14 protein-coding genes are annotated in these 14,210 nt (G+C 41.1%); 9 read left to right on the top strand and 5 right to left on the bottom strand.

Translation table 11 applies throughout. From position 1 onward, the window contains the following. The first annotated feature begins 108 nt into the window (after positions 1 to 108). The 4 genes from WJR50_RS14810 (at position 109) to WJR50_RS14795 (ending at position 2,362) form a co-directional block, all read left to right on the top strand. Positions 109 to 360 (top strand): hypothetical protein, encoded by a 252-nt coding sequence (locus WJR50_RS14810; protein WP_341294078.1) that lies wholly within the window; start codon positions 109 to 111, stop codon positions 358 to 360. 12 nt (positions 361 to 372) lie between these two features. Further along, complete coding sequence (locus WJR50_RS14805) at positions 373 to 612, top strand: hypothetical protein (RefSeq protein ID WP_341294077.1); 240 nt, start codon at positions 373 to 375, stop codon at positions 610 to 612. 68 nt (positions 613 to 680) lie between these two features. Continuing rightward, on the top strand, positions 681 to 905 hold the full coding sequence (locus WJR50_RS14800; protein WP_341294076.1) for a hypothetical protein: 225 nt from the start codon (positions 681 to 683) through the stop codon (positions 903 to 905). Positions 906 to 955: 50 nt separating this feature from the next. Continuing rightward, positions 956 to 2,362, top strand: coding sequence for a carboxylesterase family protein (locus tag WJR50_RS14795; protein ID WP_341294075.1), 1,407 nt, complete (start codon positions 956 to 958; stop codon positions 2,360 to 2,362). A gap of 61 nt (positions 2,363 to 2,423) precedes the next feature. Here WJR50_RS14795 and WJR50_RS14790 read toward each other — a convergent pair whose 3' ends face one another. Then, positions 2,424 to 2,993, bottom strand: coding sequence for a Crp/Fnr family transcriptional regulator (locus WJR50_RS14790; protein WP_341294074.1), 570 nt, complete (start codon positions 2,991 to 2,993; stop codon positions 2,424 to 2,426). A gap of 144 nt (positions 2,994 to 3,137) precedes the next feature. Between WJR50_RS14790 and WJR50_RS14785 the strand changes: the two genes are divergently transcribed. Beyond that, a complete protein-coding gene (locus WJR50_RS14785) occupies positions 3,138 to 3,545 on the top strand; it encodes a hypothetical protein (protein ID WP_341294073.1) in 408 nt (135 codons plus the stop codon). A gap of 742 nt (positions 3,546 to 4,287) precedes the next feature. After that, the gene (locus WJR50_RS14780) at positions 4,288 to 4,920 is read left to right on the top strand and encodes a PQLLE family protein (protein WP_341294072.1); all 633 of its coding nucleotides are present in this window, start codon (positions 4,288 to 4,290) and stop codon (positions 4,918 to 4,920) included. Positions 4,921 to 5,159: 239 nt separating this feature from the next. Here WJR50_RS14780 and WJR50_RS14775 read toward each other — a convergent pair whose 3' ends face one another. The 4 genes from WJR50_RS14775 to WJR50_RS14760 form a co-directional block, all read right to left on the bottom strand. Beyond that, positions 5,160 to 7,889, bottom strand: a complete 2,730-nt coding sequence (locus WJR50_RS14775; protein WP_341294071.1) for an ABC transporter permease — start codon at positions 7,887 to 7,889, stop codon at positions 5,160 to 5,162. Then, positions 7,832 to 8,182: a PadR family transcriptional regulator gene (locus WJR50_RS14770; protein WP_341294070.1), complete on the bottom strand. Its 351-nt coding sequence runs from the start codon at positions 8,180 to 8,182 to the stop codon at positions 7,832 to 7,834. The genes WJR50_RS14775 and WJR50_RS14770 overlap by 58 nt, the downstream gene beginning before the upstream one ends. 142 nt (positions 8,183 to 8,324) lie before the next feature. Beyond that, positions 8,325 to 9,050, bottom strand: coding sequence for a CPBP family intramembrane glutamic endopeptidase (locus WJR50_RS14765; RefSeq protein WP_341294069.1), 726 nt, complete (start codon positions 9,048 to 9,050; stop codon positions 8,325 to 8,327). Positions 9,051 to 9,094: 44 nt separating this feature from the next. Beyond that, entirely contained in the window at positions 9,095 to 11,479 is a 2,385-nt protein-coding gene (locus WJR50_RS14760) for an ABC transporter permease (protein WP_341294068.1), read from the bottom strand. Positions 11,480 to 11,777: 298 nt separating this feature from the next. Here WJR50_RS14760 and WJR50_RS14755 point away from each other — a divergent pair, with 298 nt between their 5' ends. The 3 genes from WJR50_RS14755 to WJR50_RS14745 all read left to right on the top strand — a co-directional run bounded on the left by WJR50_RS14755 (position 11,778) and on the right by WJR50_RS14745 (position 14,170). Beyond that, on the top strand, positions 11,778 to 12,656 hold the full coding sequence (locus tag WJR50_RS14755; RefSeq protein ID WP_341294067.1) for a helix-turn-helix transcriptional regulator: 879 nt from the start codon (positions 11,778 to 11,780) through the stop codon (positions 12,654 to 12,656). Positions 12,657 to 12,735: 79 nt separating this feature from the next. Next, complete coding sequence (locus tag WJR50_RS14750) at positions 12,736 to 13,143, top strand: nuclear transport factor 2 family protein (protein WP_341294066.1); 408 nt, start codon at positions 12,736 to 12,738, stop codon at positions 13,141 to 13,143. A gap of 145 nt (positions 13,144 to 13,288) precedes the next feature. Further along, positions 13,289 to 14,170, top strand: a complete 882-nt coding sequence (locus WJR50_RS14745; RefSeq protein ID WP_341294065.1) for a helix-turn-helix domain-containing protein — start codon at positions 13,289 to 13,291, stop codon at positions 14,168 to 14,170. Positions 14,171 to 14,210: the final 40 nt, after the last annotated feature.

Below are 14,210 nucleotides of genomic sequence, written 5' to 3'. Positions count from 1 at the left end.
AAGCTTGTAAAGTGTGAAAATCACACTTATATTAAGGGTTAAAGCATTAATTAAATAGGTGGTAAAATCTGATCATCTTCAAACCTCATTTTTTTAACGTCAGACCGTATGGAAATGCAAAACCAGTATATCTTTGAAACCAATAATTTCAATAAGCCTTTTAGCTGGGTAAAAAGAGTTTTCGCGGCCTTGCTGGCATTCTTCTTTGTTTACTGGATAGACTTGAAGGAATTTGAGCAGGGAGCAGATATTCTTTGGTTGGGATACATATATGCTGGGCTAATGGCAGTTTACATTTTTCTACGTCCTCAGGACGAACTGGCGCTGGACCATGATCAGCTATACTACATCAGAAAGTAATTACTTCCTTATTTGAGTAGTAGTAAAGCATATACAATTTCTGATATTGAAGCCATAAAAAGTAGTGGAACAGTATCTCAAAAGACACCTGTTCTGGGATTTATGCCCAACATATACAATAAGGCTAAGCTTGAAATCTTTTTCAAAGACAAAAACTTTGTCAGGTATGGCGTAACGATCAACAAGAAAAGTCTTGATGAAGTGGTTTCACAAGTAAGGTCCATCATGGCACAACAGCATAGCGGAAGCTAAAAGCGACATCCTTAGAATGGCTTTGAAATGAATCAGTTATCCAAAACAGTAGCATAAGAAAATCATAGATGAAAAAGATTTTGAATGTCCTCCGAAAAAATAAAAGCCTCAAGACCGCTGTCATCGCTACAGCCTTCTATGCCGTGACCTATCTGCTTTACATATTGATATTTGATGAAGCATTTCAGATCTCAGCGATCGTAATTTTCTTCATTGTCAGCCTTTTTTTCTTTTGGGGTTATAGTAGGGGGATACAGGGTAGGGACTATGAAGCTCAGGACAAAAAAGAGTGACCTAAAGATTAATAATAAGTGTTCTTACATTAACCCTAAACTAACTCACAATGCATAAGAGTTTCTACTTCTTTGGCGTCTTTTTTCTGGCACTGGCCTGCCTGGCTGCTTTATTTATGAGTATCTTATTTTTCCAGATCGGATATCGCATCTACTATTTAGATGCTTATTCCACCTGGTTTTGGGTTGAAGTAGGCTTGTCGCTTACCACTGCTTTCATCATGCTCAACTATTACCGATATAAAGCATATCGCTTAACCTATATCGCTACGATCATCACCATCATAGCCAGCATAGGCATGTACTTTACCACCTACCTGGTGGTGGTGTTGATGATGCGGGAATTCATGAATATCCAAATCATTACCAATGTATTTTTTATTCTCACAATTTTGTTCTATGCCACCAGCCTGATGTTCTCCAGGGCAGGAAAGAACATCTGGCTGAAGACAAATGGTGTGTTACTTTTTATTGTGGGACTGGCTTCCGGCCTGATGATGATATGGAATCTAAATTGGATGGGTTGGCAAAACCAGGGCAATGTAGAATTAGTGCAGCAATGGCTCAACCTCTTCGGCAGTCTGACATCTATTCCATTGATCATACTTTTTTATCAGGAACATCAACTAAGCGCTTCATCACAAAGCGTAGAAGTCAATTTTAAATATAAAGATTTATTATTCGCAATACTGGGGATAATCGTGATGGCCGGACTGGTGGGAGGGTTCAGCATGGGTACACAAACTTATTGGAGTACTTATATTTCCCCGGAAGAAAAAGCTTTGGTCAATCGCTTTGAAAACAAAACCTATGAAGGTAGTAAAGGCAATACACTGGAATACCTTTTTTTGAAGCCGCTGAACTATGATTCCACCCAAAAGTATCCTCTGGTAATTTGTCTGCACGGCGGGCCTCAATCCGTAAAGACCGAGAGAATGCTTGTGACTCAGCCTGCGCCTCTGCTATCAGACAGTAGTAATCGGGCAAAATACCCTGCCTTTCTTTTCGTGCCCCAGGCCCCTCCCGCCAGGAGTTGGGGCGGTATACCTTATGCTCAAGCCATAGACACGCTTCTCATTTCGTCCATCAGGGAGTTAAAGAAAGAGTATGCCATAGACGAAGACAGAATTTACCTAACGGGCATTTCCATGGGAGGCTATGGCAGTTGGTATCTGCTGGGTACACGCCCTGAACTGTTTGCCGCTGCCATTCCTATGTGTGGGGCGGGAGATACTACATTGGCAGAGAATATGGCGGATATTCCCATCTGGGCCTTTCATGGAAGCGAAGACAAAAATGTGCCGGTAAGCGGTTCCCGCAATATGATTGCTGCTATTAAAGAAGCAGGGGGTGATCCCAAATACACCGAATTTCCCGAGGTAGCCCACCACGTCTGGCCACATGTGGAAAAAACCGATGGTGTACTGGACTGGCTCTTTGCGCAGGAGAGAGAATAAATACTAATGACAAGAGCGAAAATCAAAACCTCTTAATTTCCCCTTGTTTATGTCAGGCACATCATTTACGTTGCTTTCTGATTCTGCTTAAAGTTTCCGGGGCCATGCCCAGATAAGAAGCCAAGTACTTTAGAGGAATACGCTGTACGAAGTGAGGGGCATCCTTCACCAGTTTTTGATAGCGTTCTTCCGGGCTATCCAGCAGGAATGACGCCTCTCGCAGTTCTTTTCTTACAAACATCTTTTCCATGCTTATCCTTCCCAATTTTTGCCAGCAGGGGTATTGCTCATAGAGCGACATTAGCTTCTCTCTGGAGAAGGTATACAGGCTCACGGGCTCCATGGCTATTACATTGAAAAGAGCAGGTTGCGCAGAAATAAAGCTGGCATAGGAGCCACAGAATTCGTTTTCAAAATTAAAATCTTTGGTCACCTCCTCATCACCCAACAGATAATATAGCCGCACATATCCCCGGGTAATAAAACCCAATTGGCGACACACCTGTCCCTGTACCAGAAAATGTTCATGCCGGGCAAGCTTTTTTGGTTTGAGAATGCTTTGCATAGCCAACCAGCTTGCTTCATCATGTGGTACAAGCTGTTGAAGATAGGTTTGTAATTCTTCCCCCATGGTGATTTAGATAAAATTCCTTGATCCAGGTCAAGAAAGATAACATTTGCTGGCGATTACTTTGTAACAGTCAGTCAACAATAATTCTGCATAAAAATATCGTGCAGTTTTGGGGCTGTCATTTCACCATTAATCTTAATAAACATGAAAACACAAATTTTCAAACACAGAAGTCATGCGGCACTTAGCTCCCTATGCTGGGGCGTTTACATGATCCTGAATGGAATAAGCATGATTATTCAACCCAACAGTATGTTGGAAACAATGGGTTTTGAACCGACGGTAGAAATATGGATTCGTATGGCAGGACTTCTGGCGTTGGTCCTGGGGTATTATTATGTGCAAATGGGAAGGTATCACTTCCTTCCTTTTTACACCTGGAAAATTATTGGTCATATAGCTGGTATCATCATCATGACTACTTTTTACCTACAGGGCCTGGCTCCGGGTAGCATTCTTATGCTTTGCCTGGGAGATATGCTGGCAGCACTCTGGACAGCTTGGGGTATTTTTGAAGACCGAAAGAGAGCTATTCCAGCAGCAATGACATAATCATTCCCTAAAGAGTAGGGCCGAACATATGCTCGGCTCTCCACTCAATTTTGGGAAATTGGCATACCTTCTCTACTAATATTTGTGTATCATACACTGCTTAAGTAAACAGAACACCCCTTCTGCTCAACCTTCAAAGTTCCTTCCGTAGGCTGTAAGCCTGATATTTTAATAATTAGTTTTAGATACATTTGAAGCTATTGGGAGGGGAATCATAAAGTAGTATTTCAAATCAAACCTTATAGGAAGAAGTGAGATTAGCATTCAGAATATGCAAAAAATGTAATTTCAGACATAAATATTTAGATTTCATCTGTAAATCTAGAATTTAGCTGCTTCAGGTGGCTTATTTTGACATATTTGACGCAGAATAATATACTGAATAATTTGTTTCTGCCATATTTTATCCGGTCGGAATGACAAAATGAGTCCATCCTGACACATTTGACCTGGTCGGAACCCCAGGAAATTTTTTTCCGGCGTTTCCGACCGGGTCAAATGTCTTCAGAAAAGTCTGACTTGCGCTTCCGACCAGGTCGGAAAGGCAAAACGGTTTCAACTTGTCGTTCCGACCAGGTCAAATGCCCCAAAAACACTTCAACTTGCCCATTTGACCACTTTTTCTCTGAATGAAATTCTTAGTCTTATGTCATTTTATTACGAGGTGTGAATTCTATAAAATATTACAGCTTTCTGAAAATGAGAAAGTTATATCTTCGTCATCCATAAAATGCAAATGCATATGAACCAGTTAAAGTTGTTGCAAAATGTCTCTTTGGTCATTACGAATGTAAAAGAAGATAAGGATATTTTACGTCAGCTCAGTAAGTTGTCTTATGATCTTAAGGCCATAGAGTCGGCAGAAAAGTTATATCATCTATTTCGGGAGCTGATTATGCAGCAGGAAGATGCGCACTTTGCGGCCAAAGAAATGACCAGAACTTTGCAGGATACCCGTCAGCTGATGCAGCAAAAGTATCAGAAGCATTTATCCTTGACCCGACTGATATTTGCTAATGATCAGAAAGCGTTTGAGGAGTTAGGATTGAAAGGAAAACGTATGCAGCGGATGGATAAGTGGCTGAAGCAGTGTCAGCGTTTTTATTATCATGCAGCTGCCTATGCAGCCCTATTTGAAAAATACAATATCCCTTCTTCAGAGATAGAAGAAATGCAGGCATTACTGGAGCAAGTGAATCAGTTGTATGCCAGGCAAAAAGCTGCCCAGAGCCAGGCGCAGGTGCTGACTCAAAAGAAGATGGAGGTAGGAGCAGCACTGGAGAAATGGTACAGAAAATTCATCAAAGTAGCCCGTATTGCCCTGGAAGAACAACCCCAGCAACTGGAAGCTTTGGGTGTAGTGGTAAAAGGGTGAGGCTGTGTTCTACCTGATAAGCCATTGCAAACAATAACTTATGGTGCAGAAGTCCTGCCTCCCTGAATTAATTCCAGGGTAGCAGATTTTCTGCTCAGCCTTATAAGGTTTCCTCCTGAATGACTGTTTTTTTTTAGATGATAAAAGTATTGCTTCAAGTAAAACTTTCGTAAAACTTGAAGCATAAAGGGCAAAAGCAAAGACTAAAGAAGGTGTTTTTAAACCTTTATTCAATTAATTTACTCTGACCTTAAACTATCTGCCGGATTGATCAGCGCCGCTTTGATAGATTGGTAGCTGATGGTTAGCAAAGCGATCAACACTGCTATGAGACCAGCCAGCAGAAATATATCCCAGCCGATTTCTATTCTGTATTCGTAATCCTGTAGCCATTGCTGCATCATATACCAGGCGATAGGGATGGCCAGCACCAATGATATCAGTATCATTAGGAGGAAATTCTGTGTCAAAAGCTTGAAGATACTGTTGAGCGAAGCACCCAATACCAGGCGTATGCTGATCTCCTTGCTGCGCTGCTCTACCATAAAGGCGGAAAGTGCGAACAAGCCCAGGCAGGCGACTATGATCGCCAGTATGGCAAAACTGGTAAAAATGCGTCCCATCCGTTGCACATCGGAGTACATCATGGCAAAACTTTCATTCAGAAAGGCATAGCGAATACTTTGGTTGGGGGAAAACTGATTCCAGACCTGAGATAGCTTATCAATTAGCCCCTGCATATCCTCGCTGTTTACCTTCAGCGATACGATAGAAGTACTGTTGCCTAATACCAGACACAAAGGTCTGACATCTTCTTTCAGGGTTTCAAAATTAAAATTGTCCACCACCCCTATGACGTCAAAGGTCTCGCCACCATTATTAATGATCTGCTTTCCGATAGGGTCATCTAAGCCCAATTCCTGCATCATTCTCTGGTTGATGATGACCGCCTGGGAGTCAGTAGGCATTTGCGGATTGAAGTCTCTGCCTTCGGTGATTTTCATGCCCATGGTTTGGATATAATCAGCATCCACCCGCCATATCTGGGCTCCTACTGCATTATCTTCTGCCTGTCTTCCTTTTTGCCAGAAAGGGTTCTGGTTTCTTTTAGTCCCCTGGATCGGCAGGTAATCGCTGATGGCTACCTTCTCTACTTCTGACAATTTCAAAAGCTCTTCTTTTAAGGTATACACCTGTTCACCCAGAGTATTAGCCCCTTCCAGGAGTATGATTTGTTCTTTATCATAGCCCACTTCTTTATTCAGAATAAAATCCATCTGCCGATAGATGATGAAAGTTCCTATGATCAGCACAATGGAGGTAGTGAACTGAAAAATGACCAGTGCACTGCGCATTTTAGAGCTTTTGCTTCCCCTGCTTAGTCCTCCCTTGATTACTTGTAGAGGCTTAAACTGAGAGAGGTAGAATGAGGGGTAGATTCCCGCCAGCAATCCGACCAGAAAAGCAGCAGAGATGAGCAGAGGAAACAGCCACCATGCTTCCCAGGGAATAGATAAGGGCTTTCCAGACAGTTCATTAAAGAAAGGTAAGGCGCCCTGAGCAAGCAATATGCTAAGGAAAAAAGCCAGCAGGCTGAATAACAATGATTCGGTGAGAAACTGTCTGATCAGGTTGGATCGTCTGGAACCCACAACTTTTCTTAAACCTACTTCCATAGCCCGGTTGGCTGACTTTGCAGTAGATAAATTGACAAAGTTGATACAAGCCAAAATCAGAATAAATGCTGCGATGGCACCAAATAGCCAGACAAAACGTATATCACCGTGACTCAGTCTGTCCTGTATCCCTACAGAATACAAATGCGTATCTGCAACCGGCTGAAGTTCTATTTTTACTTTATCAATAAATTCTTTTGCATCAGTCCTGCCAGATCTAAGCATTGTCTCAAGAATATATTTTTTTACGATTCCCTGGGTAAATTTATCTTCCAAGGCTTTAGGATCTGTACCAGGAATTACCTTGACATAGGTATAATAATTATTTGCTCCCCAGTAGGTTTGCTCTCCCGGCCAGAACTCAACGCCCTTCATCGTCAACAGAAAATCATACTGAAAGTGGGAGGTGGAAGGAAAGTCCTCATACACTGCGCCTATTTTGTAAGGATTGCTTTCGTCATCATTGAAGATCAGTGTTTTTCCCAGAGGATCTTCGTAAGGAAAATATTGATCGGCTTTGCTTTTAGAAATAGCGATAGTGTTAGGTTGATCAAGTGCGTGAGACAAGTCACCATTTACTACCTGGGGTTGAAATATTTCTAAAAGCTCCTGATCTGCATAAATGATAACTTCTTCATGGGTATTGTCTGATTTATCGGCTGGCCTTACTTCTTTACTTCCTGCTCCAAAAAGTTCGCTATTGAGAAAACGTCCTGAAGTTTCAACCTCGGGAAAGTCCTCTTCAAGGGCATCGGCCATAGGGGCAGGAAAATGTATGCCTCTAAGCAACTCGCCATTCTGATTATATGCCGCAATGACTCTATATATGCGCTCCACATCAGGGATATGCTGGTCATAACTAAGTTCATGTTTGATAAACAAAGCAATCAACATACAGGCAGCAATGCCCAGTGCCAATCCTCCGATTTTTATTGAGGAATACATTTTTTGTTTGCTTAAATTTCTCCAGCCTATTTTGAAATAACTTTGGTACATAGCGTAGTGATTTAGGGTAAATGTTGTTTTTCTGATGGCAAAAGGCCGCAGGTATTGGAACACCTGATACCAGTAACTGAGCTTGGCGCTGAAAGGAGAGTTTTCTTTCAGGCTGATATAAAACTTTTCTTCCAGGTCACCCTGCACCTCTTCCTGTAGCTCCTCTCTCAGGAACCAAAGAAGGAAGCGCCGGGCCAGTTGGGGAGGCATATGTTGCTTAACTTTCAAAATAATGATGTTTAAATCTGACCACCAAAATTCAGGAAGTCGGGTGCGAATGCCGGGTACTGCTTCCATAAGGAAACTTTGAAGTCTCTGGATATTTCCAGTGCTCTGCGACCGTAGGCAGTAATCGTATAGATTCGCTTTCTTCTTCCACCCCTTTCAGCAGTAGATGCTCCCATTTCAGAGGTCAAGAAGCCTTTATCTTCCAGCCTGCTAAGGGTTGAGTGTACTGCACCGATGGAAACAGACCTTTCAGTTTGTGCTTCAAACTCCTCAGAGATATTGAGGGCATAGGCTTCTTCACCTAAAATGCCTACCAGTAGAAGTACTACTTCTTCAAAGTCTCCTAAACGTGTTTCTTTCATCAGAATTAATGATTAATAACGTTCTATCTCCTTAGGAAGAATAAATTCCTAAGAGGTAAGTTATATGATACTAAATTGTAGAACTAATATAAGCATAGATTTTAGTTTGTTATACATTTTAGAAAGAAATCTTTAAATGAGTTTATTGATAATACAGATAATAGACGCTTAGAATAGCAGTAGCATTGTAAACTGCATGTGCTACTATAGATGCAGTAAGTCTGCGAGTGTAAATGAACAAGAGTGTATAAGCCAGGGTAGGAGGCAAAATATCAAACCACTCAATGGTATTTGAAGGCAAATGTCCGGCTGCAAAGAAGAGGATGGACAAAATAGCGGCTATCCATAGTCCAAACTGCTGGTTCTTAAATGTGCTCTTCAATACATTGATGAAATACCCACGGTTGAAAATCTCTTCCGTAATGCCACCACCAATTACACCCAGCGCAATATATGAAATCAAGCCAAGGGCAGTTCCATCCATAGTTTCAAGTATTTGAGCTATATCATTTCTCTCTGATCCACCAGTGGAAGGAATGATCCAAAGAACTTGCAACGCTGTCCAGCTTAATCCCGTAAGTAGCCCTAATACACTATCTACTTTCCAGTAATTGCTGCTCAGGCCAATAAAGCGGAAATCTTTACCCATAATCTTAAGGGAAAAGTAAATCAAAGTGCAGACACTGAAAAACTGAAAAAGGGCCATGAAGAGCAGATTAATACCGCTTAGTCCTCCATTCCATTTGCTGATGCCTAATAAAAGATTAGGGAAGATAAATAGTACAAATCCACCAATGTTGGTAAGGATAAATAATAGAAGGCTTTTGCCTCTTGACACTGTTTTTGTTTTTGTAATTACTTCTGACATTGCCTGCTGTAAGTTGGTTTAAAAAGCTGTAGAAGTTTGCCTCCTCATTCATCTTTAAGACACTGCACTGGATTTACCCGTGCTGCTTTGATGGTCTGTATGCCTACAGTAAACCAGGCAATGAGCAATGCGATTAATCCTGCTCCTGCAAAAATCCACCACGCCAGTTCAATCTGAAATGCGAAACTTTGCAGCCATCGTTGAGTAATGTAGTAGCTGAGGGGTAAGGCAATTGCAACGGCAGTAAGCACCATTTTGGTAAAATCTGTTGATAAAAGGTATACAATACCAAAGTTATTTGACCCCAGAATTTTCCTGATGCCAATCTCTTTCAACCTTCTTTCAGCAGTGAATGCAGCCAGTCCAAATAAGCCCAGGCAGGAGATAAGTATGGCCAAGCCGGCAAAATATTTAGATAAGGTTGATACTCTTTGTTCAGCTTCATACAAGGCCTGATAATCAGTGTCCACAAATTGATAATCAAAAGTATAAGCTGGATTAAAACTCTTATAGAATTCCTGAACCTGAGCTAATGTTTGTTGTTCTTCACCAGCCTTTAACCTCACAATCACAGTCATCATTTCAGTTTGGTTAAGCTTGAAGAAGATAGGCTTTACTTTCTCGTGCAAAGATTCGTAGTGAAAATCCTGCACTACTCCTATGATCTGCCGGTCTTCACCCCATAGGTTGACGGTAGATCCAACAGGATTTTCCAGGCCCATCATTTTGATAGCAGTTTCATTAAAGATGATGGCAGAGGTATCAGCAATAGAAGCAGGCCTGAAACTACGTCCATCAACTAATTTGAGCCCGAGTGTTTCAATCATATCGTAGTTTACGCTAAAATTTTGAAACCAGACCACCTCTTCAGGATCTTTACCCGGCCAACTCAAACCAACGGTAGAAGATTGGTTACCAATCACATTCTGTCGCATGCTGGAAGCGTTGATCACACCAGGGATACGTTTGAGTTCGTCTACAAAAGTGCCGATGTTGTTCGCCACTTCACCTTCTACCGGGAATGAAAGCAAATTATCCTTATCAAATCCCAGGTTTTTATTTTGAACGAAGGTTATTTGCTGATACACCACCCATACGGATACAATCAGAATGACAGAAAGGCTAAACTGAAATACTACCAGTCCTTTACGAGCCCAAACTTCTCCAACAGAACTATTGAGTTTACCTTTTAACACAACCGCTGGCTTAAAACCTGACAGATATAAGGCAGGATAGCTTCCTGCAATTAATCCGGTAATCAGTGTAATCGCCAGCATGGAAATAAGCATCGGCATGCTAAAGTCAAATGATAAGTGTTTGCCCGTGATCAAATTGAATTGGGGCATCAATAGTGTGGCAAGTAAAATTGCCAGTAAGAGAGAGAGTAAGGTCATGAAGATAGATTCGCTCAGATACTGGAAAACCAATGTTGATCGGCCTGCCCCAATTGCTTTTTTTATCCCTACTTCTTTTACCCTGCGCGATGCTTTGGCAGTTGACAGATTCATGAAATTGATGCAGGCAATGATGAGAATAAAAATAGCAATGATAGAAAAAAGCCTAACGTACTCAATACGTCCGCCAGCCTGTTTCCCATTTTTATAGTTGCCATAGAGATAAGCATCCGCATATGGACGTACAAAGAGCGTACGGTATTTAATGCTTTCGTCTTTGTTATGGATATATTGCTCAATCTTGTCATTAAACGCAGATAGATCAGTATTCTTCTGCAAACTAAGGTAAGTTAGCGGCCCTGTATTGCCCCAGTTCATGTCCCAGGGACGAATGTCATTAAAGGCTTCAAAGGTAAGTACAAAATCAAACTGAGCGGAAGATTGCCGGGGCGTACCGGCAAATATACCAGAGACTATGGCCGGCTGACTAAATTGCAATAAATGCCACTCCAATGACTTTCCTACAACATTTTCAGTAGTACCAAATAAACTAATGGCCAGCTCTTCGGAGATCACAATGCCTTTTTTATCCTTTAGCACCTGTGCTTCATTTCCCTGAAGCAGCTTATAGGAGAAGAGATCAAAGAAAGCCGGACTAACAAATTGCCCTTCTGCTTCAATGCTTTTATTTCCATCTGAATTGTCAGTGGATAATCTGAAATTTCCGAACCATTCTGCCGGATAAACGGTCACGGCCTCTTCTATTTCCGGAAAATCTTCTAACATGCTTTGTGCCAGTAGATCAGGGGTATTGGGTGAAGTATTGATATCACCGGCATGATCCTGGTTTTCCATTACCTGGTACAACTGACTGTCTTTCTCATGAAATTTATCCACCTGAAGTTCGTCATTCACCCAGAGATAAATCAGGAATACACAGCAAAGCCCGGTAGACAGGCCGATCAGGTTGATGATAAATGTGCTCCTGAAGCGTTGAAAGTTACGGTAAGTCAGTAGTAGGTGATGGCGAAACATAGATAAAGGGTTAAGCAAATCAAGATTGATATGATGGTTTTCAAATGCGGTGCCATATGGAAAAGAAGGCTTAAAGAGACATAATACACTTTTGCTTCAAATAAATATGTTCATTAACGGTCATATCCTGCACGTAATCGGGCAGTATGACAGATGATATTTTTTTTTCGTCATACGGAATAAGATTTTTTTTGAGTTTGCTTAACTTACCTTAAGTCATCACATATACATAAGGTTGGAGGGATGAGTATTTCAGAAATTAACGCTTCTTAGTAATCAAATTTCTTACTGTACACATATGATTATCTATCAACCACAAAATATTCTTCTGAAATCATATGTCGGCCATATGGTGAGCATGACATTGCGAAAAGGCGGACTGTCCTCTATTGTTGATATGCCAACCGGTGACGTTTTCATCTCAATATTTGTTGGTAATGCGCAGTGCACCTATCAGAGCAAAAGCTATTATGAAGTCATCAAAGGTAAAGCCTACGTCGCCAGTCGCCAGCTGGAGATGGCCTACTTAAATGTGGAGGATGGCGAAATGAGAGTTATAGGAATAAAATTACCTCCCCATGCATTGTATCAACTTTTGGGTATCTCTCAGGAAGAAGTAACTGGCAAAATTTTTCTACTGGAAGACTTCTGGGGTAAAGACGTTGAAAGTTTATGCCAGCAACTGGAAGAGCAAACAAATCCTGCTTCACAGCTAAACATGGTAGAACACTTTCTCAGTAAGAAAATGATGTCCTGCCAGATGAAAGTAAATAGTACCATAGATGAAGCGATCTTTCTTATCAGGATAAGTAAAGGGAATATAAGTATGTCGGATTTGTCAGCAAAACTGAGAGTAAGTAGCCGAACAATTCAGAGAAAATTTTTAGAAGCAGTGGGTATCTCACCCAAAGCTTATTGCAATGTCATCAGATTCAACAATGCCTTTAGTCAGCTTATTACCTACCAAAAAAACATACAGGATATCGTGTCCGAAGCAGGTTACTACGATCAATCGCATATGATTCATCACTTTCAAAAAGTAGCAGGTAAAAGCCCCAGCCAATTGGTAGAAGAACAGGAACGCTTTTTATATTTTTTTAAGCAGGAAGCGTGGCACGAAGGTGTAGATGACCTAGCTAATACGCTTAGCAGCATGTACAAATTGTGTTTGTTCTAGCTGTCGCTTTTTTACAATCATAAGATCAGTGTTTTTGCTTAATTGTTGCTAACATACTATACACTTTTAGTGACTTATCATGAACAGAAATGTAGATACTGTAAAGCGTATTTATGAGGCTTTTGGGAGAGGAGATATTCCCACCATTCTGGATTTCCTGGCTGATCAGGTACAGTGGGAACAATGGACTGATAATTCAGCGCAGAAAGCAGGCGTGCCCTGGATGCAGCCCCAGCGTGGAAAAGAGGGTGTAATGGAATTCTTTAAAAGAGTAGGGGAGTTAGAAGTCAGAGATTTTCAGGTGCTCTCAATCATGGCCAATGAGACAAAAGTAGCAGCAGAGTTTATTTTTGAAGCGGTTGTTCCTTCCAGTGGTAAGCATTACCGTGACGAAGAGATTCATTTATGGACTTTCAACGAAGAGGGTAAAGTCACAGGCTTGCGGCATTATACCGATACGGCAAAGCTTATAGAAGCGATAAAATAAATCCACAGCTACATGCTGCATCCTAAGTGTATGAGCATAGTGCTTTCTTATTGATATAGAAGATAATTCAGGTAACCAATGGAAGTGGGTTTATAGCTAAAATAATGATTATGCATTATAACATAAATGTCTTCAGATTATAGTCATGTACAGCTATCAAGTCAAACATCCACTTTTACGCCCTATCGTCAAGCAAGCTTATGCTTTTACATTAAGCCCGGGAAGTTTGGATTCTATGACTGCCATACCTACAGGAAATGTGTTTTTGATATTTGCGTGGGGCGATGGAACAAGTATCACAAGAAAACCAAACGCTTTTGAAAGAACTGAATATCGCAATCTGTGTGTATCTGGTCAACAGCTTGAGGTAGCCAACCATTGTGTGCAAGAAGGAGAAGTGAATATCATTGGTATAGAGCTGACTCCAGATGCTATCTATCAGTTTTTTGGCGTTCCTCAATATGAATTTACCGGCATGGTACCTCAACTGGAAGATACCTGGTCTACCAAAGCTTCTCTGCTTTATCGTCAGGTTATAGAAGAAACTGATCCTGCTAAGCAGTTTGCTTTGATAGAACGTTTTCTCTGCCAGAGAATTATTTCTAAAGACTGGAAAGAGAATGCAATGATTGCCGAAGCGATTTACCTGTTACGCCAGAGCAATGGCAACTTAGATATTCCGTCTCTGGCAGATTCACTGAGAGTAAGCCCCAGGACATTGCAGAGAAGGTTTCTGCAAGCGGTAGGTATTTCCCCCAAAGTTTATGGGAATATCATCCGTTTTAACTATGCTTTTAAACAATGTATGCTTTACAAAAAACATGTGCTGGATGTGGTCAGCGAAGCGGGTTATTATGATCAGCCTCATTTTGTTCACCACTTTAAAAAGGTTTTTGGCACCAGCCCCGGCCGGTTTTTTGATGAACAGGAAAAGGTATTGCATTTTCTTAAAGATGAAGAAGATCAATATCCCCTGTACGCTTTAGCAGACACACTTACTGATCTCCAGAAATTGTATGTTTTTTAGCTGTCGTTTTTATACAATACAAATAGCAGTTTTTGTTATT

It is taken from the genome of Catalinimonas locisalis (assembly GCF_038039535.1).
Lineage (GTDB): Bacteria > Bacteroidota > Bacteroidia > Cytophagales > Cyclobacteriaceae > Catalinimonas.
This window is presented reverse-complemented; position numbering and strand designations above follow the sequence as displayed.